The following is a 23,528-nucleotide window of genomic DNA, read 5'->3' as shown; positions in this document are numbered from 1 at the left end:
GACGCCGGGGTTTCTCTCTTTCGTTATTACTAATTACATAGTTGACAAGGAAACGAGCACGCGCCTAAGGTGCGATCTGACAACTAATTAGCTAGTAGCAACCATGGCTCGTCCCCCTTCGCCCACCCTTACCGACTCCGAACGCGCCATCCTCGAGGTGCTCTGGAAGAAGAAGGAGGCCTCGGTACGCGAGGTCGCCGACGAGCTGTCGAAGAAGAAGCCCGTCGCCTACACGACGGTCCTGACGATGTTCAAGATCCTCGGCAGGAAGGGCCTCGTCAGTCATCGCACTGAAGGCCGCGCCTTCATCTACAGCCCCGCGATCAGCCGCAACGAGGCGCGCACGCATGCGCTGGAGAACCTGTTGAAGCAGTTCTTCAACGGCTCGCCCAACGTGCTTGCGCAGCACCTGCTCAGCGAGCACGACATGGACCTGGCAGAGCTCAAGGCGCTGCAGGAAAAAATCGACGCGACACCCGCCAGGAAAAACAAGCCATGAGTGCCCCCCTGGACGTGGTCCTGGTCATTGCCGCACAGCACCTGTGGCAAAGCGCGGTCCTGCTGCTGCTTGCCTGGGCCGCCTTCAAGCTGCGGCCCATCAGCGCGGATGCCCGCTCCTGGATATGGTTGTGCGTGCTGGTGCTGGCCGTTGTCTCGCCGCTGGCCGCGTTCCTTCCCGGCGCCGATCCGGTCGCCGAAGCCGCGCCAGCCGCACGCGCGGCCGTGCTCCTGCCGGGGGAGATCGTGCCCGCTTCCTCAACGACGACCGACAATGCGTTCCTCGTGCAATTGCTGTCTGCCCTCAAGCCGATCGCAATCGCGGCCTGGCTGCTCGGATTCGCATGGCAGCTTTGGCGCCTGCTGGGTGGATGGGTCGAAGCCCGACGCCTGCAGCGAACGGCGCGCGCGGCGCCGCAACTCGACCATCTGCTGGCGCAGGAGTTGCCGCGCAACACTGCGGTGAAAATGTCGAACCGGATCGCCAGCCCGATGGTGGTCGGCCTGTCGCGCCAATGCATCCTGGTGCCGGAAGCGCTGGCCGCCGAACTGCCGCAACCGGTCCTGCTCGACATCCTGCAACACGAGATCGCGCACGTGCGCCGCCGCGACATGTGGATATCGCTCGCCCAACGCCTGTTCCTCGCGGTCTATTGGTGGAGCCCGCTGCTCAGGCTGATCGGAACCCGCCTGGACCTCGCGCGGGAAATGGCCTGCGACGAACGCGCGGCACTGCGCTCGGGCGAGAGCAAGGCCTACGCCGCTTCGCTGCTGACCAGCGTCGACAAGGTGCTGTCGCTCGGCCATCAACGCCACCTGCTGGCCAGCGGCATCTTCGATACCCGCAAGGGCCTGACCCATCGCATAGAAGGACTGTTGAACATGGACCCGAAGACGCAGCGATCCGGATACAGGCCGGCCCTGGCCCTGGGCGCGGTGGTTCTCATGGCCAGCGTCGCGCTGACGCTCGCGGTGACGCCGCGGGTTGGTTACGCGGCCTTGGTCGCAAAAACCGACGATGCACAATCGCAAAACGGAAAGGTGGAATTGCTGATCGAGGCCGCAGAGGCGGGACGACTGGAAGAGGTCCGCCGGCTGGTCCGCAGCGGTGTGCGCGTCGATGCCCGCGTCGATGGCACCGGCACCGCGCTCATCGTGGCCGCGCGGGCCGGGAACCTGCAGATGGTCGACGCCCTGCTTCGCTTGGGCGCACCGGTCGACCAGTACTCCCTGCGCGACGGCAATCCCCTGATCGTCGCCGCGATGAAGGGTCACCACGACGTCGTCGACCGGCTGATCGAAGCCGGGGCGAACGTCAATGCGGTGGTGACCTATGACGAGACGCCGCTGATCAACGCCGCACGCGAGGGACACCTGTCGATCGTGACGTGCCTGGTGGACAAGGGCGCCGACGTGAATCTCGCGGTCCGCGCCGACTTCGGTGTGAGGTCGCCACTGAACCAGGCCCATGGCGAAGATGTGCGCAGATACCTGATCAGCAAGGGTGCGCGACCCGACGGGTCGTAGCAGGCACCACGCGTCGGCTAGGCAGCGGCTGACAGTCGCGTGTCGCCGCCGGCAATCGCAACGCATCACGCAACGAACGACGCCCGCTGGCGCGTCGGTGGTTTCCTGCGGCCAGCGTTCCTGGCTCTGGCCCGCGTAGTGCTCACAAACCTCCAGTAAATCAAACGAGGGACACACAGTGAAAATCAAGGGCATGGGTGACGGCACCGGATGCGGACAACGGACCACTCCCAGGGACGCGCCGCGCGCCTCCCTTGCGTGCGCGATGCTGGTTGCGGGCCTGCTGGCCGTCGGCACAGCCAGCGCACAGCGCGTCGATGGCGCGGCCACTCACAAACAACTGACGGCCCTGGAGCACGGATTGCGGCCGGCCGTCCTCAATGCCGGCGAGCCGCTGCCCCGCTGGTCGTTGCACGAGCGCATGGCCCATTACCACGTGCCAGGTGTCGCGATCGCGATCCTGAAAGGTGGCGAAGTCGTGCACGCCACCGGCTACGGGGTTCGCGAAGCAGGCACCGACGATGCCGTCGACGCGGACACCCTGTTCTCGGTCGGTTCCATCAGCAAGGTGGCCACCGCTGCGATCTCCTTGCGGCTGCTGTCCCAGGGCAGGATCGACCTGGACTGCGACGTCAACACGTACCTGAAGTCGTGGCGCATTCCGTCGGCTCCCAACATCGGCAATCCCGCGGTGACGATGCGCATGCTGATGTCGCACACCGCCGGCTTGAACGTCCACGGCTTCCGCGACTATCTGCCCGGCGAAGCCTTACCGACCCTGATCGAGACGCTCAATGGCAAACCGCCGGCAAAGAACGATCCGGTGCGGTTGCTACGCGAGCCGGGCCTGCTCAGCGACTACTCCGGCGGCGGCGTAATGGTGGAACAGCAGCTGATCGAGGACGTCACCGGCCTGCCGCTGGAAACGGTCGCGCGAACACTGCTCTTCGATCCGGTCGGCATGCGTCGCAGTACCTTCGACAACCCGCTGCCGGCGACCCGCGGCAACATCGCCAAGGCGCACGACGAGGAAGGCAGGCCGACTGCGCTACCTCGGGGGTGGGAAGCCTTCCCCGAACAGGCGGCCTCCGGTTTGTGGACCAGCGCGAACGAGCTGGGCGCGTTCGTCGGCGCCCTGATCAAGAGTTACCAGGGCAACGGAAACTTCCTGCCGCGGGCGATCGCAACCGAGATGATGACGGAGGTGTCGCCGAGCCCGCATGGCCTTGGCCCGCGGGTGGAAGGCGCAGGCACGACGCGGATCTTCCACCATGGCGGCGCCAACAACAGCTACCACGCCTGGATCGAAGGCTACCTGGAAACCGGCGACGGCTTCGTCATCCTGACCAACGGTGCGCGCGGCTACGAGCTCCATAAGGAAATCCGCAATGCGCTTTCGGATGCCTTGGGCCATGGCGTCAATCCGCCACTCCGCAGCGTGGCCCTGGGCACGACTGCATCCGCCGACTACGCCGGCAGCTACCGGATCGATCCGGAGGTGCCGATGGATGTTCGCGGTGCGCTCGCCGACTCTTTCGACTACGACTCGTTCGAGGTCGAGGTGGTGGACGGCGCGGTCAAGGTCAGTCTTCCCGGGCAATCCGAACCGTTGTCGCTGCTGCCGGTAGGCCCCACGCAGTTCGTCAATCCTTCCGGCTCGCGCCAGTTCGAGGTCCACCGGGACGCCCACGGTGTCGTCCGCGCCTGGAGCGTGACGCAGGGGACCTCCCGCGCCTATTACCACCGCCAACAGCCGGGACCGGCAACAGCAGGGAAATAACCGTCGAAGGGAAAGGTGTCAGGGACATTTCCTTCCCTCGCCGGCATCGAACGATCCGCTCCGCAATCCGCAACCCGCCGCCCCTGTAGGAGCGCCCCTTGGGCGCGATGCGAGCCACCCCCAATTCCCGGTCGCGCCCAAGGGGCGCTCCTGCAACCCGCCCCGTAGGTCGGGGCTACGCCCCCGACGCCCGCATCGTTCGAACCACCACAACGTCGGCCACGTAGGGCCGACCTACACGCCGACGCCAACCCGCTGGCGCCCACCCCCCGCAACATGCAAGCATTCCCGCGTCCCGATCCCCCGCGGGGCGCCGTTGAAGCATTCGAAGGCAAACCGCCGGGCCAAGCGCCCAGCCGAGACAGGGGGAAGTCCAGTGCTCACCACCCGCCAGCACCCGACGCGGACCGCACAGACCGCCCCGGCTCCGTCCGTGCGGCGCAACTAGCCAGCCCCATGGCAGGACGCCTCCGCATCGCGATCGTCGGCTACGGCACCGGGGGGCAGGCCTGCGCGCTGCTGCTGTCGGGCGATGGCCACGAGGTCACGGTGTTCGAGCGCGCCGCCGCGCTGGGGCCGGTGGGCGCGGGCTTCCTGCTGCAGCCGGTGGGGCTGTCGGTGCTGTGGGAGATGGGGCTGCTGGCGCCGGTGCTGGCGCACGGCGCGGTCATCACGCGCCTGTATGGCGAAACCGGCGCGGGGCGGCCGGTCATGGACATGCGCTATGCCGACCTGGACCCGCGCTACTTCGGCCTGGGCCTGCAGCGCGGCGCGCTGTTCGGCCTGCTCGATGCCGCCTGGCAATCCGGCCGCCAGATCCATTGCGGCAGCGCCATCGTTAATGTCGATGCGCAAGCCGGCACCCTCACCGACGAACACGGCATACGCCACGCCGGCTACGACCTGGTGATCGTGGCCGACGGCGCGGCCTCGCGCCTGCGCGGCCAGGTGGTGCCCGCGCGCCTGGACCGGCCCTACGCCTGGGGCGCGCAGTGGTGCCTGGTGGAGCAGGGCGCCTGGCCCTGGCCTGCGGAACTGCAGCAGCGCTACGTCGGCGCGCGGCGCATGGCCGGCATGCTGCCGGTCGGCACCCGCCCGGGCGACCCGGTGCCCAGGCTCAGCTTCTTCTGGAGCCTGCCGGTGTCCGCGCTGGATGGCGATGCATCCGCCCGCCAATGGCGCGGCGAACTCGAAACCCTATGGCCCGACGCCGCCGCCCGCCTGCACACCACCAACATCCCGAACGGCCTGGCCATGGCCCGCTACCGCGACGCCGTGCACGCGCGCTGGTCGCGCGGCCGCGCCGTGCTGCTGGGCGACGCCGCCCACGCCATGAGCCCGCAGCTGGGGCAGGGCGTCAACATGGCCCTGCTCGACGCACGCGCCCTGCGCGACGCGCTGCGCACGCACCAGGCCGTGCCCGCCGCGCTCGCCGCGTACGAGCGCGAGCGGCGCGCGCATGTGGGCATCTACCACTTCTGGAGCCGCTGGCTCACCCCGCTGTTCCAGTCTGAGCACGACCGCATCGCCGCCTTGCGCGACCGCGTATTCCATCCGCTTTCGCGCGTGCCGGGCGGGCGTGGGCAGATGTTGCGGGTGTTGAGTGGGACGCGCCGGGGTTGGATGGGATCGTTCGCGCTCCCCACCGGTTTCCTGGAGGCATTGGCAAACGTGGCAATCGAAGATGCGGGCCGTGCCGAAGCGGGCCGCCTAGCGCCGATGCCATGAGCCGGGGCGTATTCTGGTCAACAGGGGAGGGAACTCGCATGTCACATATTGGAAAGTGGGCCGCACTCATCGCGGCAGCAGTGCTCGCGGTTGCATCCGATGCGCATGCGCAGGCCGTGACCGATCTCGACGCCGCCGCCAGCCTGCTGGGCAAGGCCAGCGGGCAGCCGGTCCGGCCGTACTCCACCCGCGACTTCGGCCGCGACACGTTCAAGGCCGCGCGCTCCGTGCTGGTGGATGCGGGCAAGGCCGAGGCGCTGGTCGAGTCGCTGCGTCCGCGCCTGGGCCCCGGGCTTATCGCGTTCGTCGGTACCGACACCAGCCTGGCCGATCCGCCTGCGGTCGGCACCGAAGTGGTGGTGGCCAAGGGTGCGGATCAGTTCGACATCCTGCGTGTGGCCGCCAGCGACGCGGTCAACTACGACATGCTGACCGAGGACCTGATCCGCAAACTGAAGGAATGGGATGCTGCGTACGGCATCGATATCTACATGGCCTCTTCGGACACCATCACGTTCCGTCTGAAGACGCTGCCGCCGGATCTGCATGCCTTCGCCGAGGAGGTCTATGAGTTTTGTCCGGATACCGTCGACCAGGGCGTCGGGTCCGTCGAAGCGCTGGCCAAGGCTATCGGGCGGGATCGCGTGGTGGGACTGTGGTGGGATTGAGCACGTGGAAACGTACTGGCAATTGGTACTCTGACCCTATTTCGATTCATAAACAGCATCTTCGACAACGCATTACGACTCAGGAAAGAGCTGCGCGTAATATATTTTAATCCGCTCGCGATCGATGAGCATCCTGACGGATCGGTGGCGCCTCGGTTGGATAGCCAGTACGCCGGCTTCTCTCATGTAAAGAAGGGCGTAAGTCTAGGGAGTGACCCATTAGGGCTTGCGGAGCTCTTTTCCGATCAAATAAGCACAAGCGAAAAGGACTAAACAGGGGCCCAATTTACGTGCGTAAAAAATGGGGCAGATTCATTTATCCGTTAAATGAACCCAACCCCTTTATTGCCGACATCGGTTAGCTGCCAGCGTGCCCAGTCCTACCTGCTCCGGATAGCGACGTTCGCGTGTATGATTTGCGCGGGGCCTCATAGAGCATGTTGTTAGCCGATGAATTCGTCGGCGATGAGCGGACTTGTGGAAGCAAGAGCGTCGCCCTTGCGTATCCAATGGTCAACTTAGTACACAGTATGTTCAGCACAATGTTCGATGAAGCGGTAGGTTGATGTTCTATGAGGCCCCATTCGCTTTCGATACTTGCGCAGCAGTTCTTGGCGCTTTCGTCTCGCCAGGATCTGGCGAAATGGCTTGGACTTACAGACCGTGAACTGCGCTATGTTCTATATGCGCTGAGCTCGGACAAAAAGTACACGACGTTCACAATCAAGAAAAGAACTGGCGCCGATCGCGTAATTGAAGCGCCGCACCCGGCGTTGAAGAACCTTCAGCGCAAGTTGTTGACGGCAATTTCTGAGATTGCTCCAGCGTCCGGACTTGCCAAAGGTTATGTACTGGGTCGAAGCACCATTGATCACGCTTGGCTCCACCGGCGCAAACGGTTTGTGATTCTTGCCGACCTGAAGGAATTCTTTCCGACGATCACATTCAGACGAGTTCGCGGCGCCCTGCTTGCGAAGCCATTTCAGCTTCCATCAGCGGTGGCAACGTGCGTTGCCCAGCTATGTTGCAAGGATGGCGTGCTCCCTCAAGGGGCACCCACTTCTCCTGTTCTTTCCAACCTGATTTGCAGGTCTCTCGATCACAAACTGTTGCAATTAGCGAAGAAGCACAGGCTCGCTGTTAGCCGCTATGTGGATGATATTTGCTTTTCGACATCAAGGCCGACAATTCCGGGCAATATCGCCGTCCCTCATGGGGCGGAATGGGAGGCGGGGCCAGAACTGACTGAGGCTATCCGGGTAAGCGGATTCGAGCTAAATCACTCGAAGTTTAAAGTTCGTAGCCGAGAAACAACGCAGTTGGTAACCGGATTGGTTGTTAATCACGGCGTCTCCTTGCCCAGAAGGTGGCGTCGTCAATTGCGTGTCTTGTTACACCTAGTAAAGAAGCATGGTGAAAAGAAGGCTGGCGAGATTGCAGCATCATGGGTTCGCCCGACTGCATCTAGACGTGGTTTTGCGTCGATAGAGCAGGTGATCCGAGGTAAGAGTCACTTTGCGCAGTACGTTGACCGTCGCTGTAATCGTGCTTATTCAGACGCGCTGTTCCGTTCGTATCCGGGCCAACGCCGTCTGCTTCCAAGGCCTTTGCGAGGGGTGCAGCTACGGCTAATGGCCGAAGGCAAAACAGATCTTCTACATTTAGAAGCGGCGCACCGCGCTTTCAATACCGCTGGTGAGTACGCCCACATCCGGCCAAGATTTGTAAACTTTCCAAGCGACACCGGTGATGTGGAGCTGCTAAAAACGCTAAACCGGATCGCGAAGTCCGATATTCCGGAACTAACTATTGGTGTTTTTGATTGCGACAATCCGAAATTCATGAAAGATGCTGGTTTGCAGCCTGCAGGCTATGTACAACTGGGAAGCAATGTTTTCTGCATGTGCTTGGCTCCTCCACCAAGCCTGGCTGGCGTACCGTTTTGCATAGAATTGCTGTATGAGCGTGACGAACTTTGCGCGATGACGACAGACGCGAGGCGGGTTTTCCTTCCAGATGAGTTCGATCAGGCGACAGGATTGTCTCACGATGGCTTATACCGTCGAACTAATCCAAAGAAGAGCGCGCTCGTGGTAAGTGATCAGGTTGTTCGCGTTTCAGACGGCTACTCATCATTGCTTGGCAAGGCGGACCTGGCGACGCTTGTGAGTCAACAGGTTCCTCCATTTGAAGAAATGAATTTCGGAGGATTTCAGCCGACATTCGACTTGATCGGATCGATTATTGACATGGTTCACGGGCGTTGACGAATAACTTGCGTACATGAAAACAGAGTTGGGAGCATTCACTCTGTAAACCGAGGTATGCCATGGAACGGACTGCGCTAAGCGGGTGCGGAGGTGAATTCAAGCGGGTCTGGAAAAGTAGGTGTTAGGGGTAATTTTCGATGAGATGGAAGAACAGAAGCCTTCGTGAGCTTGCCAATATCGTTATTGGCGACGCCGAGTATTTTCGTTATCGATCCAGTAGCTACATAAGTGAGTTTTTCCAGGATTGCGATCTTGACTATGTTCACGATGGCTCCACGCGGTGGTTATGGACAGCATGTAGGCTAGCGGAAGTGCTGGACCAGCCGCATCCGAGTGCGAGCGTCCCGCCGGACGCCTTCGTTCGAATCATCCGTGCCGTGCTCGACAAAGGCGAAGCGCAAGATGGCGACCCGGACAGGAGCAAAGCACTCGCCCTATTGAACGTCGTGATGGCGCGCGAGGGCTGGGAAGCCTTCTATGACGAGCATGGCATCGGGCAGCTTCGCCACATCGCCACGAATACCGTTGCGCTGATGGCAAACCCACATCGTCCGATGACACCAGCGGAGTTGGAGCGCAGAGATCAACTCACCGCTTACTTTGACAAATGTTCTGAGGATGAATTGATCGAGGATGTTTTGAGAGAAAGGGGTCAGGTTCATTTATTGAGAACATATAAATGAACCTGACCCCTCTATTGTCTTTATTGGGCCCCTTTTCTGCTTTTGCGAAACCGTGAAAGAAGGAGTGGTGCATGACAGATGGTCACTTGACTCCCGTCAAGCACGACAAGACATCCTGCGTGTTCTGCAAGTCCATCCGTGGCTTCGAGATGCCAGATGCCCTGGTTGAGCAGCTGAAGCTCTGCAATGTGGTGATATTCGCCGGGGCTGGTGTCAGCACGGAGTCAGTCACCGTCTTCCCGGCGACGTTCTATGACGAGGTTCTCGGACAGGTTGGGGTAGCCGATGATTCTTGTCCAAAATTCTCGACGCTGATGAGCATGTTCTGTCGGCGTCCCAACGGTCGAGCAGAGCTCATTAGGAAGATCATCAACCGATTGAAGTACGTTGAGTCGTTCCCAGAGCTGGGCTTCGCAGCTACAACCTTCCACCGCGAGCTGGCGACTCTGTTCTACGTGAACACGATCATTACCACAAATTGGGACGACTATTTTGAGCGGTTCTGTGGCGCTATCCCGCTAACATCGTCGCAGGACTTCAGCCTTTGGGCCTTGCCCGGTCGCAAAGTGTTCAAGATCCACGGCTCCGCGAGTAGCGTGGGCAGCATTGTGGCTACAGACGAAGACTATGCGAGAGCGCATGAATCTCTTGAGCGTGGGCCGCTTGGGAGTGCGCTCAAGCTGGCGCTTTCCACGAAGACGATCGTGTACGTCGGGTATTCGCTAAGAGACGACGACTTTCTGGCGATCCATAATTACCTTCGCAGGGAACTTGGAGAGATGGCGCCCCAGTCATATGTGGTGTCGTTGGATGATGCCTCTGAGGGCAGGTTTCGAGAGATGGGGTTGCACCCAATATTTACAGATGCGCGCTATTTCGTTGCGATGTTGAAGAAACATTTGGCCGAGGACGAACACTTCCTGCCGGATGATCGATTTGATGGGATTAGGGGCGCGTACGATAGAGTTGACGAAGAGCACGGCAAGCTTCATCGCGCCTTTAACCTGCACAAGACGCCTGAGATCGCATTCTCAGCATGCTACCAGGATGGCTTGATGCACGCGTTCGAGCGAATAATGGTGCTCAAAAGGACCGGAGAATATTCGCATCGCTGCGATGTTTTGCGAAAGGCGCAGGCCTACGAAGGCATTCGGCGCCACAATATAAAGATGAGACGGTACTTGGACGTGGCGTACGCAGAGGGTTATCAGAACGGCCTCTTTTATTTATTGTGGGACGACAAGGTGCGGAAGCATTTGCCCTATTACTACCTCTATGGAGCGAAATATCAGCCTTCTTCGCTCAGCGAATTACGGCGCCTACTCAAGGGGCCGATTCACAAGGCCGCTGCTGCGCACGCGAGCCGTGCTGTGTCGAGGCTCGGGCCGCACGATCATCTTCATCATCCGCCATTCATTGGAGGTGGTCGCAGCCATGCAGCGGATTGACCTAGAGAATAGGGGTCAGAGTACCTTTCTGTGGCCTGCACACCGAACTCTCATAGTGCAGTTCGTTCGACGCGCCGGCCTCCTACGCGGCCTCGCGATGCTCGTAATACGGATGCCGCTTGTCGTCAAAGATCGCCTGCAGTTCCGATTCCGATCGGCTCTCCGGTGACAGCCACGCATCCACGTACTCAGGCTTGATGTTGATGGGCGTGCGGTCGTGGCCGGTAGCGGCGACTTCCGGTTCCGGGTCATCGGTGATTGCACCAAAGGAGTAAAGCCTGTCCTGCGGGTCATAGGACCACAGGCATGGCACCAGCATAAGCTCCCGGGTGCTGGGTGCGAACTCCATTTCCACCTTGCGCCCGTCACGGTCGACGCGTTCGTAGAACTTCTCGGCGACGATAAGTCCGTGGTTCTTGCGGAACAGGCGCTTCCAGGAACTGCCCAGCTTGTCGCGCCGCGCGTTGTAAGTGCCCTCGAACTGCTTTTCGATCTCGGCCGTCCAGCCGGGCAGCCGGCACTGATAGCGCATGGGCCGGATCAGCCGCCGCCCATCAGCGACGACAACGGCGGAGTATTCGCCGGGCCAGATGCGGGAGTCCTCAGCCTCGGGCTCGCTGCGCTCCAGGTCGTCCAGTTTTTTCCCGTACTGCGCGATCTTGTTCGTGGCAATGCGCCGATCGTTCAAGGCTGCCTTTGTTTCCTTCACGGCGAGCTTTGCCAGGGCTTTTTCCAGCCGCTCGCGTTGTTCGGCGCGCAGTCGCTCCAGGTCGGCAGCCTGGCGTCCGCGCCAGTCGCGCACGAGTTCGCCCAGCCGGCCACCCTCGGCCAGGACGGCATCATCCATGGCTTTGGGAATCTTGATTCCCGGCTTATTGAGCCGGTCGAAGAACAATCCCTCGTAAGCGGCCTCGTCGAACTCGGCGCCCAACTGGCGCGCCAGCTTCTTCTGGCTCTGGATCACGAGCGCGGAATAGCACATGGCATTACTCCATCACCTGGTCCATGACCTCGTCCGGGCCGCCGTAGGCCTGGTGGGCGTGGTCGAGAACCTTGAAATAGCGATTCTGCAGGTCTTCGTTTGCGTCCTCGGCGAAGGCCAGGCCTTGCAGGTCGCCGGCGCGCCGGTGGAAGTCGTCCCAGAAGAGGCGCCGCGTTTTCCCGGAACGCTTGTAGTCCATGACGAATCGCTCCAGGGCGTCCAGTTGTTCACTCTGTTCGGGAGTCATGGTTTGCTCCAAAGGGCTGCCAGGCAGGCGTGCACGTCGTCCTTGGTATGCCCGTCCCACGGCTTGTCGTAGGGCGGAAGATCGCGGAACAGATGTGCGTGCCGCGTGTGGTAGTGATAGCTGACCTGGCCCGTGGGCAGGTCGATGTAGACGCACGGACACGGGCCAATCCTAGCGTCCCAGCCCGTGCGACGCCGGGGGCTACCATGCGGGCATGCTCCCCGATGGCTTCGCGTGGCAATGCATCACTGGCACGGCAGGACACGGGCGGCTCGACGCCCTTGCATTGCGCCAGTACGAGGTGGCGCGGGTCACGGACCGTATCGACGGCGGCTGGCTGGCATTGCTGCACTACCCCGACGGCCGCAGGGTCGTGCGCCATTGCACGAGTTACGAAGCCGGTCGGGCAGGGTGCGAGGCATGGGCGGCCAGGCACGAAGCGGCGCTGCGGGCGCACATCGAACGCAAGCAGCTGGAATGGCTGGCCTGCCAGACATGGCGCGGTGAGGATTCAGTGCAGGCGCGGCGCCAGCTTGAAGCACGTCCGGACTAATTCGTAACGCGGTTCAAACCCGCGCTACGACCTACGCCACTCGGATTTTTCCTAGGCCACGTTCCACATTTGCCCGAGGGACAAGGCCTGCGGACAGCGGCAGCATTCCTTCCGTCCCGCCGGGTGGCGGGGCGCCCGCGCCCGGGGATTCGGGCGACACATGGAATGCAAAGGAGTTTGCTGTGAGCCAGAACCTGCTGTCCCTGACCCTGACCGACGATCAGATCTCGGCCATCAACAACGCGCTGACCGCGCTGGAAGCCGCCACCACCGGGCTGATCGCGATGGACAACGCCACCCGCCGCCAGCTCACCAAGATGGGCGACAAGTCCGAGGCCTTCGTGCGCCAGACCCTGCTGGTGCTGGAGCAGAACCCCGACATCGTGCCGGCCGCCCTGGGCTTTGCCGAGGCGCAGGCCGACCTGCGTGCCCTCGACCAGATTCGGCCGGTGCTGGCCCGCCTGCAGCGCCTGACCGAACGCGCCAGCGACTCGGAAATGGCCCTGGGCAGCGACCTGATGAACGTGGCCCTGGAAGGCTATGGCCTGCTCAAGGTCTCCGGCCGCAACAAGGGCCTGGAAGGCGCCAGCGAAGCCCTGTCCGCACGATTCGCCCGCCGCCGGTCCGCGGCGGCCGCCCCGCCCGCCGCCTGAGTCCGGCCCTCGTTGCAAAACAAAGCCCCGTTCGCGGGGCTTTTTTGTTGGCCCGCCGCCCGAAAAGCCCCGCGCGCCGCCCGAATAAGCCGGAGCGCCGCCTTCGGAAGCCGGTACGCCGCCCAAATAAGCCGACGCTCCGCCCTAATAAGCCGGGCCGCCGGGCAAATAAGCCCGCGCGCCGTCCAAATAGGCCGGACCGCCGGCCAAATAAGCCGGAGCGCCGCCCGAAAAGGCCGGACCGCCGGCTTATTTTCCCGGCCGTTGGACAAATTTTGTCCAAATTCCCGGAGCAGCGCCGGCATGGCTTAACCTGCCGCGGGGACACGGGGGCAGGGCATGGACGAGACAGGGGAAGCGGTGGTGCCACCGCGCGCGATCGCGGGGTTCTGGCGGCGGCTGGTCGCCTTTGCCATCGACTGCATCTTGGTGGGTGTCGCCGGCGTGCTGCTGGGCTGGTTCTTCTTCGACACCTTCGCTCGCATGGGTGAGGCCGCGCGCCTGGTGGGCCTGGCCATCGCCTGGCCGTACTTCGGCCTGCTCAACAGCCGGCTCGCCGGCGGTCAAACCGCCGGCAAATGGCTGCTCGGCATCCATGTGGTCGACCGCAACGGCGCCCCGCTGGATGTCTCCGAATCCATGCTGCGCGCGCTTGTGCTGCTGACGCCGTGGCTGCTCAATGGCATCGAGCTATCGCCATCGCGGCTGGGCTTCGTGTTCGGCTCGGTGCTCGCGGTCATCGTCTTCGGCGGGCTGGGTGCGCTGGTGTACCTCTACCTCTTCAACCGCCGCACGCGCCAATTGCTGCATGACCTTGTGGTCGGTTCCTACGTGGTCCGCGACGAGGTGGACATCACCGCACTGCCGACGGTCTGGAAGCCGCATCTGTGGATCGTGGCTGGCCTGTGCGTGGCGGCAGCCTGCCTGCCACTGGGCATCCTGCCGCTGCTGCAGCGGCAGCCCTTCGCCGGGTTGATGCCTGCCTACCAGGCGGTGGCCGCGTTGCCCGGCGTGCAATCGGCCGGCGTGCAGCGTGGCTTCCACAAGGTAATGGGCGGCGACCGCACCGACTGGGTGACGGTGACCGTGCGCCGCAAGGTGCCGCGAGTCGACGACCAGGACTTCGCGCAGCAGGTGGCGCAACTGGTCATGGACAAGTACCCGGCGAGTCGAGAACAGGACCAACTGTTCGTCGTGCTGACGTATGGCTACAACATCGGCATCGCATCGAGCTGGCGCACACACCAGTTCAACTTTCCGATGCGGTGAGGACGCTGAAGGCGGACTTTCAAAACCCGGTGGCCGTGCCATGCGTTCCAACCCGGAACACGGGGAGGCGGGCTAGAGCCCGCCCAACGAGAACCGGGTGCGCTGGCTTACCTATACGTATTCAACCCCCGCACGCGGCATCGTTGCACGATCTGGCGGTCGGTTCCTATGTGGCCCGCGACGAGGCGGACATCACCGCGCTGTCGACGCTACGGATGCCGAAGGCTAATGCGGCCAGGTTCATTTTCTCTGGGCAACCAGAGCAGATCGCAGGAGCGATATACTGCGCGGAAGTCAAGGGGGCGGGGCTGTAATGATCATGGTGATGCGCTGGTCAGCGTTGTCCATTGTCTTGTCGTGCACAGCAGGATGCGCGATCCAGTCGGACCCCGTGCCGATGGAGCCTGACGAGTCTTCGCGATCAAGTCGCTTCCGCAGTTCCATCGCTTCATCAAGCAACAAGGAATTGCTTGAGATCGCGCAGCGCCGGGAACTGCAACCTCAGGCGTCGCCAATCTCGCAACTGGCGGCGGCCGAAGGGTTTCGGTTCGAACGCGCCATCATCGATCCTGTGGAGAGCGACTGGGCACCCGAGGAGGTGGTTGTCGGCGACGTGACGGGAGATCGGCGCCCCGATGTGATCATGACCATGAGCTATTACGGGTCCTGGCCGGAGCCAGACGTCTACTCGCGGCTTCGGATCTATGCGCAGAAGCCCGATGGATCATTGGCGACGCCGATAGAAATCAAACGCAGCTGGATCGCCGGCCTGGAGCTGGTGGACCTGGATCAGCGGGGCGTGCCCGAAATCGTGTTTGGTGAGCGGGCGGGACTGACCGTCGTTTCCAAATACGGGACGAGCTTCGTCCCTACCTGGTATGCGGGATTTGAACGCGTCGGTGCCACCAACGGAAGCGTTGCAGTGATAGATGCGAATGGTGACGGACATGCGGACCTGTTCGCGCAAGGCACCGAATATGGAGCAGAGTTCTTCCTTGGAGACGGGTTTGGCGGGATCAGCGGCGTGACGCGCCTGGAAACCCCTTACATGTTGTTTCCCCATGCGGTGGAAGCCAGCGATTTCACCGCGGATGGCTTGCCGGATATCGTCGTGCAAACCAGCAACGCCAACGGCAATGTTGTGCGCATCTATCCGTCCCGTTGGAAATCATCAATGGGACAGTTGGTGGAGCTGGACTTGAGTGCCGTGCAACCGGGCCCGTTCTGGGGCATGACGGTGGCCGACATCGATAGGGACGGACGTCCGGACCTGGTCGTCTCGGACCAGGGGGACAACGGTATTCCCCTGCCGAGAGGCATCAGGGTGCTGTATCGCGGCGGCGGGAACACCTTCAGCCGTTCCGTGTTCCTGGAAATCCAGGGGTACTACAACTACCCGGGTACCGTCAGGGTTGCCGACCTCGATGGCAATGGGTATCCGGACATCGTGGTGATGTTCGATAGCAACGACATGATGGGCTACTCACTGCAGGGCCCATCGGGTTTTGCACCTATGGTGTACCAGAATACCGACGACAATCTCTGGACGAACAACTTTTATCGCGACGGCTCGTATGTTGTCGCGGATATCAATTCAGACGGATGCATGGACATCGTGCTGGCAGAACTCAGTTCTTCGCTCAGGATCTTTTACGGGCGGAACTGCCAGAAAAAGCCGGCCCCGGGCGTTGCAGGGCCATTGCCGCCTGTCCGTCGTGCCGGGTAAGGCCAGCCCGAGGCCGGATGTCGCATAAGAGAACAAGAAGCGTCGGGGACATTTTCCGACTAATCTCCATTTCAGAGGAACTCCGGCGCGCTGGCTCAAAGCGAGTGAGCTGCTGCGCGCAGCAATCCGCCGATAAGCGCAAGATTGGTCTTCCATGTGCCAATGGCGGCCGCGCGGTCCTGCAGCTTTGCGGGATGTCGAACTACCGTCGCGCATGTGGGGAAATAGGGGTCAGAGACCCATTTTGCGTTGATGAATTTGTACTCTGACCCCTGTTCTTCAAATTTGTACTCTGACCCCTGTTCTTCACTCGAAGCCACCACGCCCGAGTTGAAGCGCAAGCCGGTTGCCGGGGCGCAGAGCCATTGACCTCGTTCGCTAAACTCGATGACAACAGGCAATTGGGGAAACCGCTTGACGCTTGACATCTTCCTGATCGCCTTCGAGAACGTGCAGCCATCTGGCTTGGGGCGGCTCCGGCCGGGCGAGTGCCAGATCAAGCTGTTTCTCGGCGATCAAGGCGGCGGAAGCAAGAGGGGTCGAAGTGTCTGAGGCCACTGCAACAACGTGCGACGTAAACGTGGTGCCCGGATGGCCTCGCTGGCTCTCGCGGCTGGTTGGAGCCGGTCAGGGATTCGTGATGGGAGTGGCGGTGGCCATCATGTTCGCCGGATCGGCGGCAGTGGTCGATGAGTGGACGGACGTGCCGTTTCTGCCGGCGATCCCCGGCGTAGTGGTCGCGTGGATCGTGTCAGTCGCGATCCACGAGGCAGGCCATTTCATCGTTGCGCGCCGGTCGGGCATGACCCCGTATTGCGTCGCCGTAATCGGCCTATACGCATGGGCCAGTTCCGACGGCTGGCGCGTGCGGTTCACCCGCCTTCCAGCGAGTGTCGGCGGCTTCGTTATCAGCCACTTCGATGCCGATCGGTCTTTCAGGCAGCAGATGCTGCCCATGCTGGTCGCAGGTTCGGGCGCGAATCTATTGATGGGGTTGTTGCTAGGCGCGATTGGCGCGTGGTTCTGGCCGAGCTCCGGCGGAGCCTATTTGTGTGCGCTTGCCTTTTTCAGCGCGTGTGTCGGCGTCGCCAACCTGATTCCGGTCCGCAACAAGTTCCTGGATAACGATGGGCTCTTGCTGCTGCATTGGTTACGGGGTGATTGCGAACACGCGCCGGCGATGCTGATGCACAGGTTGAATGCGCTGTCGATCAAGGGGATAACCGCGGAGAACTATCCCACTGAATGGATCGAGGGGTTGCGCGATACGCCTGTTCTAGGTCCGGCGGTCCGGCACTGGTTCCGCCTATGCGCGCGTCAGAACACGGGCGCATGGTCCGATATCGCCGAGATTGGGCAGGAATTCGAGGCCGACGTGCAAGCGCTGCCACCCGCGGCGGCGAAGGCACTTTCGGTATTTATCCAGCAAATGCGCACCGAGGTCGTCTTCTCCGAGGCGATGGCTTCCGAGCACGATGACGGCGGGATTTGCCGCCACATCGACGCGCTCCTGGACTGGTACTTCCCGGCCTTGCGTCCTCGTTGCCAAGCGCTGGAGGCGGCTCTTCGTGGCGACAGGGTTGCAATGCGCGGCTTCTTGGGCGAGTCGGAGAAAAAGATGCGAAAGACGCATGATCTCGGTTACAAGAAAAGCGAGGAGATCATCCGGGGTTCGATTATGGCCGCGGCCAAGTGACCGTGAGAGCAGAGTCAGGCCTGCTCACTAAGGGAAAGGCAATCGACCGCATCTCGCGTTCAATGCAGAAGCGGGGTCAGGTTCACTTAATCTGAAGGAGGGGAAATAGGGTCAGAGATCCATTTTGCGTTGATGAATTTGTACTCTGACCCCTGTTCTTCGAATTTGTACTCTGACCCCTGTTCTTCGCCCTGTTATCTGACTTTCTTGCAGAGCACTCAGAAACCCTCCCTTCTCCTTTACGCCTGCGCAGAACGTCGGGGTTGCAGGCAACCCCGACGAATGCGCCACTTAGTTGGGCGGCGTGCCATTGAGACAATTCTTGGTGACCGGAGAATAGCCTGGCCGAGAGATCGTTACTTTCAAACCGCAACCATCTGGGTGGTTTAAGGGGCAGCCGTACACCATCGCAGGCTGAGTTGGGCTGGGTTGGAATGGAAAGTAGGCATTGCCTGTCGTTTGCCATCCGTAGGTCTCTGTACCGCTCTGGGGCCATGCCTCGCAGTACCCGTCGTATGGATTACCGTAGTGCTCACATGAGCATCGGGGCGCTGTCTGGGCATGGGCGGCCCCGATCGCGAATGCCGGAACGACAGCAACTGCAAGCGTGAAAAGCACTGATGCTTTCATGTCGTACTCCTCCTTGGCTGTGATTGCGAATGCATGCGCTGAGCGACGATTCTGCCAATGGCATGCTCGCGAAATGTATCAAGCCAGACGAATGTGGCTGTGACCTTGATTCCACTTGGCACTGGTGGGAACGACGAGGTAGTTGAGTCGCCAAATCTTCTTCGCCTCCCGAATTGAAGGCAGTAACCCGCGTAAGGCGGGCTTGAGCCCGCCCTACGCCGCCGGGGGAATAGGGGTCAGAACACGAAAACAGGGTCAGAGAACTATTTCATGGGGAAAGTGGTTGGGTTCTCGTTCTCGATCTGGCTCATGACGATCACCTCGAAAAAGACAAGGGGCCGGATTGCGGCCCCTTCTCCAACACAGTTGAAGCCTAACGGCTAGATCGTTTCCCACTGCCCTTCGATCAACCGCGCCATCTCTTCCAACGTCCGGAGCGTCTCTGCCCGCGGCTCGCGCCCCGTGTAGAGAATTCCGGTGAAGAGGTCGATGACCTCCAGCTGATGCGGCTGAACTTCTACCTTGCCGAAAAAGGTGCCGAAAAAGGGGTCAGAGAACATATCTGTTTGAAACCGATAGATTCTCTGACCCCTTTGACCTGACCCCGTTCCCGAAACGTCTTGCCGTCGGTCGATGCCGTCAGGCAAGGTGGCGGAAGTGAACCTGACCCAGTTTCCGGGGAGGCATGGCCATGAACGAGCGCCACATACGCAGGATCGTCATCGTCGGCGGCGGGACCGCCGGCTGGATGGCGGCGGCGCCCCTGTCGCAGCGACTGCCCCGCCAAGGGCCGATGGGTTGCGAGATCGTGTTGGTGGAGGCGCCCGATATCGCCACGGTCGGCGTCGGCGAAGCCACCATTCCGCCGATCCGCGTCTTCAACGACTTGCTGGGCCTGGACAACACCGAGTTCACCAAGCGCACCCAGGGGACCTACAAGCTGGGGATAGAGTTCCGTAACTGGGGACGCATCGGTCACCGTTTTTTCCACGGCTTCGGCGATTTCGGCCCGCCGATCCAGAACCGCGCGCCCTACCAGCACTGGCTGCGACTGAGCGCGAAGCACCCCGACTTCCCGTCGTATGAAGATTGGTCCACGTCCAGCGTGATGGCGCGGCACATGAAGTTCACGCCGCCGCTGGCCGGGCCGCGATCGGCCCACAATGCGTATTCGTACGCCTACCAGTTCGATGCCTCGCTGTACGCGGGTTACCTGCGCGAGTACGCGATGGCGCGTGGCGTGCAGCGCGAGCTTGGCACCGTCGTCGACGTCGAGCTGCGGCCCGAGGACGGATTCGTGGCGGCCGTTCGCATGGCCGACGGTCGGCGCATCGAGGGCGACCTGTTCATCGATTGCTCGGGGTTCCGAGGCCTGCTGATCGAAGGCGCCATGAAGGCCGGTTACGAGGACTGGCGAAAGTGGCTGCCCTGCGACCGCGCGCTTGCGGTTTCCAGCGAACGCACGGAGCCGCTGCGGCCCTACACCACCTCGACCGCGCACGCGCCCGGCTGGCAATGGACGATCCCGCTGCAGCATCGCACCGGCAGTGGCCTGGTCTACAACAGCGACTGCATCTCCGACGACGAGGCCAGCGCATTGCTGGTCGCCAACCTCGAAGGCAAGCCACAGGGCGTGCCCAACCCCTTGCGCTTCGTGACCGGCCGGCGCAAGCGTGCCTGGGTCAAGAACGTGGTCGCCCTCGGGCTGGCGGCGGGCTTCGTGGAGCCGCTGGAGTCCACCAGTATCCACATCATCATGAGCGGCGTGGGTTGGCTGGTGGAGTACTTCCCGGATCGCGACTTCCATCCCTCGCTGGCCGCCGAATTCAACCGCCAGCACGCCGAGCAGTTCGAGTCGACCCGCGATTTCATCGCGATGCACTACCACCTGACGCAGCGCGATGATTCCGAACTGTGGCGCTACTGCGCGAACATGAAGCTGCCCGAGACACTGGCGCACCAGATCGACATGTTCCGCGGCACCGGGCGAGTGGTCCTGCACCACCAGGCAGGATTCCTGGAGCCCTCGTGGGTGTCCATGTACCTCGGCCTGGGCCTGCGGCCCGATCGGCTTGCTCCATTCGTCCAGCACGTGGACGAGCAGGCGCTGCTGGCCCATTTCATGCGTGTACGCCAGGCGATTGCCGGCACGGTGGCCGAGATGCCAGGCCATGCGGCCTATATCGAGCGCCACGTGAAGGCCGATCCGCCCTGAAAACGGGGGTAGGTTTACTTTATCGACACAAGAGCCGGGGGAAATAGGGGTCAGAGATCCATTTTGTATTGATGAATTTGTACTCTGACCCCTGTTCTTCCCGAGTTGCCTCGTCCCCATGTCGGCCCAGCGGATCTCACATGGGTCCGCCTCCGCCACGGCACGTGGGGGGACTGGTCGGCGAGACTTGCACGGGGCAGCTCTTCAGGCAGTTCGAGCCGCGCGTTGAATTTTCCTCGATGCACGCCACGCGTTCCGGCCCTTCGGGATGCGCGTTGATGCATGCCTGGTAGCCGTCCGCAGTCTGCTTGGAGCAGCGACTGGAACAGTCGGACCAGCTTGAGTCGTACGTGCATTCCCAGAACTCCGGGCTGGCAAAGAAGTCCTCCAGCGGCGAGCGTCCGAAAGTATGTGCGGCTCGCAGCTTCGCCCTCAGGTCGCGGTTTTGCTCCTGCATGGCTGCGGCTCCCTTCTCCAGGTCGGCTATACGCTTCTCCATGCCGTCGCTGCCGGGAGGCGGCCTGCTTCCGCAGCCCGCAAGCGTCAGTGCGAAGAGAGAAGCCCATAGGAACGTGATTCCGATGCGCATGTGCCTGCTCCATTGCTAGTGACCCCTGCAAGCAGGAAAACGATGCCGCAAGTTGGAATCGGACAGGGTTCGATTGCCAAGAACGGGGTCAGGTTCACTTGTCGGATGAGCTGCACCTGGGCGGCCGGTGCGCGGGCCGGGCTCCGGCGAAGCGACGTAAGAGCGGCCAGTTCACTTAATGAGAGGGGATGAGGCAGCCTGGAAAGAAGGGGGGTGTGCGTATCCGATTGAAACCTGATGTTTGGTCCACGTATAAATGAACCTGACCCATTGATTGCTTTATTGTCTGGACTGAAGCGGAACGGGCATGTGGTGCAGCGCCGCATAAAAAAACCGATATAGCTCGCGCTGAACAATTCATTGGATATGACGCGAAGCGCCTGCCTATCCTTCGCTCGAAGTTGATCCATGACAGGTCGTGACACAACAGCTCGAGGCACGGCTGGGGCCGCGGCCTGGATTCAAGGCGCTCGGTATCGCCGCCTCAACAATACAAGGGACCGACGTGCAAACCTCAATTCTGACCACCTTGGACTGGTTCGTCATCGGGTTGTATTTCATCGTGATAGGGGTGGTGGCGTGGTGGTACGGCCGGCACCAGAAGGATAGCGTCGATTACTTTCTGGCCGGCCGCAACGCCGGCTTCATTACCATCGGCGCCTCGATTTTCACGTCCAACATCGGCTCGGAACACATCGTTGGCCTCGCGGGCCAGGGCGCCGCGACCGGCATGGCAATGGCGCACTGGGAGCTGCACGCGTGGGTGCTGATCCTGCTCTCCGGCTTCTTCGTGCCGTTTTACTACAAGTCCGGCGTGCAAACGATTCCCGAGTTTCTGGAGCGCCGCTTCAACGCGCGGGCGCGCACCATCCTCTCGGTAGTCTCGCTGGTTGCGTATGTGTTCACCAAGGTCAGCGTGACCGTGTTCGCCGGCGCGATAGTGTTTCAGGCGCTGCTGCCGGACACCTTCGGCTCGCGCGACAACGCGTTCTGGGTGGGCGCATTCACCACCGTGATTCTCACGGGCATTTACACGGTGTTCGGTGGCATGCGTGCGATCATGGCGACCGCCACACCACAGGCCGTGATCATCTTGTTCGGTTCGTTGGTGATCACGTTGACGGGCTTGAGCCAGCTCGGCGCCGGTGCCGGTGTGGGCGCAGGTTGGGGCGAGTTGGTCAGCACCGCGAGCGCCAACGCCGCGCAGTTTGCCCTGTGGCGGCCGCTGAGCGATCCCGATTTCCCCTGGCTCGGCGTCCTGATCGCCTCGCCCATCATCGGCATCTGGTACTGGTGTACCGATCAATACATCGTGCAGCGTGCGCTGTCGGCCAAAGATCTGCAGTCGGCGCGTCGTGGCGCGCTGTTCGGCGGCCTGCTCAAGGTGTGGCCGGTGCTGATCTTCCTGGTGCCCGGCATGATCGGATGGGCCTTGCATCAGAAGGGCTTGCTGGCGCTGCCCATGAAGATGGTCGATGGCGTCTCTGTGATCGACGGCGACACGGTGTTCCCGACGCTCGTGACCACGTTGCTGCCCTCGGGCATCCGCGGTTTGATCGTCGCGTGCCTGCTGGCGGCCCTGATGAGCTCGCTCGCGTCGCTGTTCAACTCGAGCGCCTCGCTGTTCACCGTCGATATCTACGAAAAGCTTCGGCCGGGTCAGTCGGAGCGGCACTTGTTGGCCGTGGGCCGCATCGCGACGACGGTGGTCGTCGTCGCGGGCCTGCTGTGGATTCCGGTAATGAAAGTGATCTCCGGCGGCGGCTTGTATCAGTATCTGCAAAGCGTGCAGGGTTATCTTGCGCCGCCGATCACCGCGGTGTTCCTGCTCGGATTGTTCTGGAAACGTTTGAACGGTCAGGGCGCGGTGTGGGCCTTGGCCGGTGGCTTCGTGCTCGGCATGTTCAAGCTGACCTGCCAGGCGTTCTTTGGCGCAGGCAAGATTGAAGAGCCCGCGTTCCTGGCCGCGATCGGCGATTTCAACTTCCTGTACGCGACCGGCATTTTGTTCGTCGCCAGTGCCATTCTGATGATCGTGGGCTCGCTGACCAGCGAGCCGCCGTCGGACGAGCAGATCAAAGGCCTGACTTACGCCTCGATCCGCGAGCTGCACGGCGAAGAGATCAGCCGCAGCTGGGACACCGGCAACAAAGTGTTGTCCGGGCTCATCGTCGCGCTGGTCCTCGGCATGTATCTGTATTTCAGTTTCTGGCTGAACTGATCGCGGCCGCGGCGGACTTTCCCTTGGACTTGCGAGCGTTGGCTATGTCCAACTGCGCAAGGTCCACGAGATTCAACATGGCGGCGTGAGAAGCGGGGGCGCCGCTCAGATTCGGCCATTTGCACGCTCTGATTTCCTGATGGTT

The 23,528-nt window shown here is 61.8% G+C and carries 20 protein-coding genes; 15 read left to right on the top strand and 5 right to left on the bottom strand.

Going from position 1 to position 23,528, the window contains the following annotated elements; all coding sequences use genetic code 11:
• Positions 1-103: 103 nt before the first annotated feature.
• The 8 genes from MC380_RS09505 to MC380_RS09470 all read left to right on the top strand — a co-directional run bounded on the left by MC380_RS09505 (position 104) and on the right by MC380_RS09470 (position 10,602).
• Positions 104-499: a BlaI/MecI/CopY family transcriptional regulator gene (locus MC380_RS09505; protein ID WP_242164423.1), complete on the top strand. Its 396-nt coding sequence runs from the start codon at positions 104-106 to the stop codon at positions 497-499.
• Positions 496-2,025: a M56 family metallopeptidase gene (locus MC380_RS09500; RefSeq protein ID WP_242164421.1), complete on the top strand. Its 1,530-nt coding sequence runs from the start codon at positions 496-498 to the stop codon at positions 2,023-2,025. Before MC380_RS09505 ends, MC380_RS09500 begins: the two co-directional genes overlap by 4 nt.
• A 265-nt stretch (positions 2,026-2,290) precedes the next feature.
• Positions 2,291-3,805: a serine hydrolase domain-containing protein gene (locus MC380_RS09495; RefSeq protein ID WP_242164419.1), complete on the top strand. Its 1,515-nt coding sequence runs from the start codon at positions 2,291-2,293 to the stop codon at positions 3,803-3,805.
• 456 nt (positions 3,806-4,261) lie between these two features.
• Positions 4,262-5,533: an NAD(P)/FAD-dependent oxidoreductase gene (locus tag MC380_RS09490; RefSeq protein WP_242164417.1), complete on the top strand. Its 1,272-nt coding sequence runs from the start codon at positions 4,262-4,264 to the stop codon at positions 5,531-5,533.
• Between the two features lie 38 nt (positions 5,534-5,571).
• Positions 5,572-6,201, top strand: a complete 630-nt coding sequence (locus MC380_RS09485) for a DUF4253 domain-containing protein (protein ID WP_242164415.1) — start codon at positions 5,572-5,574, stop codon at positions 6,199-6,201.
• Between the two features lie 611 nt (positions 6,202-6,812).
• The gene (locus MC380_RS09480) at positions 6,813-8,468 is read left to right on the top strand and encodes a reverse transcriptase family protein (RefSeq protein ID WP_242164413.1); all 1,656 of its coding nucleotides are present in this window, start codon (positions 6,813-6,815) and stop codon (positions 8,466-8,468) included.
• Between the two features lie 140 nt (positions 8,469-8,608).
• Positions 8,609-9,154, top strand: a complete 546-nt coding sequence (locus MC380_RS09475; protein ID WP_242164411.1) for a hypothetical protein — start codon at positions 8,609-8,611, stop codon at positions 9,152-9,154.
• 71 nt (positions 9,155-9,225) lie between these two features.
• The gene (locus MC380_RS09470) at positions 9,226-10,602 is read left to right on the top strand and encodes an SIR2 family protein (protein WP_242164409.1); all 1,377 of its coding nucleotides are present in this window, start codon (positions 9,226-9,228) and stop codon (positions 10,600-10,602) included.
• Positions 10,603-10,684: 82 nt separating this feature from the next.
• Here MC380_RS09470 and MC380_RS09465 read toward each other — a convergent pair whose 3' ends face one another.
• Both MC380_RS09465 and MC380_RS09460 read right to left on the bottom strand, forming a co-directional pair.
• Positions 10,685-11,584 carry an SOS response-associated peptidase family protein gene (locus MC380_RS09465; protein ID WP_242164408.1) on the bottom strand — a complete coding sequence of 300 codons (900 nt, stop codon included), beginning with the start codon at positions 11,582-11,584 and terminating at the stop codon, positions 10,685-10,687.
• A gap of 4 nt (positions 11,585-11,588) precedes the next feature.
• Entirely contained in the window at positions 11,589-11,831 is a 243-nt protein-coding gene (locus MC380_RS09460; protein WP_242164406.1) for a hypothetical protein, read from the bottom strand.
• A 214-nt stretch (positions 11,832-12,045) separates the two neighbouring features.
• Here MC380_RS09460 and MC380_RS09455 point away from each other — a divergent pair, with 214 nt between their 5' ends.
• From MC380_RS09455 to MC380_RS09440, 4 genes are all read left to right on the top strand, one after another.
• On the top strand, positions 12,046-12,384 hold the full coding sequence (locus MC380_RS09455) for a hypothetical protein (RefSeq protein ID WP_242164404.1): 339 nt from the start codon (positions 12,046-12,048) through the stop codon (positions 12,382-12,384).
• A gap of 182 nt (positions 12,385-12,566) precedes the next feature.
• Positions 12,567-13,037, top strand: coding sequence for a hypothetical protein (locus tag MC380_RS09450; protein WP_242164402.1), 471 nt, complete (start codon positions 12,567-12,569; stop codon positions 13,035-13,037).
• A gap of 339 nt (positions 13,038-13,376) precedes the next feature.
• Positions 13,377-14,306, top strand: coding sequence for an RDD family protein (locus tag MC380_RS09445; RefSeq protein ID WP_242164399.1), 930 nt, complete (start codon positions 13,377-13,379; stop codon positions 14,304-14,306).
• Positions 14,307-14,619: 313 nt separating this feature from the next.
• Complete coding sequence (locus tag MC380_RS09440) at positions 14,620-16,032, top strand: VCBS repeat-containing protein (RefSeq protein WP_242164398.1); 1,413 nt, start codon at positions 14,620-14,622, stop codon at positions 16,030-16,032.
• 95 nt (positions 16,033-16,127) lie between these two features.
• On the opposite strand, the gene MC380_RS09435 is transcribed toward MC380_RS09440, so the two are convergent.
• Complete coding sequence (locus MC380_RS09435) at positions 16,128-16,460, bottom strand: hypothetical protein (protein ID WP_242164396.1); 333 nt, start codon at positions 16,458-16,460, stop codon at positions 16,128-16,130.
• Between the two features lie 233 nt (positions 16,461-16,693).
• Between MC380_RS09435 and MC380_RS09430 the strand changes: the two genes are divergently transcribed.
• Complete coding sequence (locus MC380_RS09430) at positions 16,694-17,728, top strand: M50 family metallopeptidase (protein WP_343223569.1); 1,035 nt, start codon at positions 16,694-16,696, stop codon at positions 17,726-17,728.
• A 1,010-nt stretch (positions 17,729-18,738) separates the two neighbouring features.
• Here the strand turns inward: MC380_RS09430 and MC380_RS09425 are convergent.
• Positions 18,739-18,918: a hypothetical protein gene (locus MC380_RS09425; protein ID WP_242164392.1), complete on the bottom strand. Its 180-nt coding sequence runs from the start codon at positions 18,916-18,918 to the stop codon at positions 18,739-18,741.
• A gap of 131 nt (positions 18,919-19,049) precedes the next feature.
• On the opposite strand from MC380_RS09425, the gene MC380_RS09420 reads away from it, so the two are divergent.
• Entirely contained in the window at positions 19,050-20,573 is a 1,524-nt protein-coding gene (locus MC380_RS09420) for a tryptophan halogenase family protein (protein ID WP_242164391.1), read from the top strand.
• Positions 20,574-20,709: 136 nt separating this feature from the next.
• Here MC380_RS09420 and MC380_RS09415 read toward each other — a convergent pair whose 3' ends face one another.
• Positions 20,710-21,162: a hypothetical protein gene (locus MC380_RS09415; protein ID WP_242164389.1), complete on the bottom strand. Its 453-nt coding sequence runs from the start codon at positions 21,160-21,162 to the stop codon at positions 20,710-20,712.
• A gap of 418 nt (positions 21,163-21,580) precedes the next feature.
• On the opposite strand from MC380_RS09415, the gene MC380_RS09410 reads away from it, so the two are divergent.
• A complete protein-coding gene (locus tag MC380_RS09410) occupies positions 21,581-23,383 on the top strand; it encodes a sodium:solute symporter (RefSeq protein WP_242164387.1) in 1,803 nt (600 codons plus the stop codon).
• Positions 23,384-23,528 lie beyond the last annotated feature (145 nt).

Source organism: Lysobacter sp. M15 (genome assembly GCF_022662515.1).
Taxonomy (GTDB): Bacteria; Pseudomonadota; Gammaproteobacteria; order Xanthomonadales; family Xanthomonadaceae; genus JAKPBU01.
The sequence above is the reverse complement of the archived record's forward strand: the minus strand, read 5'-3'. Positions and strand labels throughout refer to the sequence as shown.

Bases quoted from the DNA above. Each gene is read 5' to 3' on its own strand.
- MC380_RS09425 (WP_242164392.1), bottom strand. From the start codon at position 18,918: ATGTTCTCTGACCCCTTTTTCGGCACCTTTTTCGGCAAGGTAGAAGTT.
- MC380_RS09495 (WP_242164419.1), top strand. From the start codon at position 2,291: ATGCTGGTTGCGGGCCTGCTGGCCGTCGGCACAGCCAGCGCACAGCGC.
- MC380_RS09440 (WP_242164398.1), top strand. From the start codon at position 14,620: ATGATCATGGTGATGCGCTGGTCAGCGTTGTCCATTGTCTTGTCGTGC.
- MC380_RS09490 (WP_242164417.1), top strand. From the start codon at position 4,262: ATGGCAGGACGCCTCCGCATCGCGATCGTCGGCTACGGCACCGGGGGG.
- MC380_RS09445 (WP_242164399.1), top strand. From the start codon at position 13,377: ATGGACGAGACAGGGGAAGCGGTGGTGCCACCGCGCGCGATCGCGGGG.
- MC380_RS09420 (WP_242164391.1), top strand. From the start codon at position 19,050: ATGAACGAGCGCCACATACGCAGGATCGTCATCGTCGGCGGCGGGACC.
- MC380_RS09430 (WP_343223569.1), top strand. From the start codon at position 16,694: ATGTTCGCCGGATCGGCGGCAGTGGTCGATGAGTGGACGGACGTGCCG.
- MC380_RS09435 (WP_242164396.1), bottom strand. From the start codon at position 16,460: ATGTCAAGCGTCAAGCGGTTTCCCCAATTGCCTGTTGTCATCGAGTTT.
- MC380_RS09475 (WP_242164411.1), top strand. From the start codon at position 8,609: ATGAGATGGAAGAACAGAAGCCTTCGTGAGCTTGCCAATATCGTTATT.
- MC380_RS09455 (WP_242164404.1), top strand. From the start codon at position 12,046: ATGCTCCCCGATGGCTTCGCGTGGCAATGCATCACTGGCACGGCAGGA.
- MC380_RS09460 (WP_242164406.1), bottom strand. From the start codon at position 11,831: ATGACTCCCGAACAGAGTGAACAACTGGACGCCCTGGAGCGATTCGTC.
- MC380_RS09500 (WP_242164421.1), top strand. From the start codon at position 496: ATGAGTGCCCCCCTGGACGTGGTCCTGGTCATTGCCGCACAGCACCTG.
- MC380_RS09485 (WP_242164415.1), top strand. From the start codon at position 5,572: ATGTCACATATTGGAAAGTGGGCCGCACTCATCGCGGCAGCAGTGCTC.
- MC380_RS09465 (WP_242164408.1), bottom strand. From the start codon at position 11,584: ATGTGCTATTCCGCGCTCGTGATCCAGAGCCAGAAGAAGCTGGCGCGC.
- MC380_RS09470 (WP_242164409.1), top strand. From the start codon at position 9,226: ATGACAGATGGTCACTTGACTCCCGTCAAGCACGACAAGACATCCTGC.
- MC380_RS09415 (WP_242164389.1), bottom strand. From the start codon at position 21,162: ATGCGCATCGGAATCACGTTCCTATGGGCTTCTCTCTTCGCACTGACG.
- MC380_RS09505 (WP_242164423.1), top strand. From the start codon at position 104: ATGGCTCGTCCCCCTTCGCCCACCCTTACCGACTCCGAACGCGCCATC.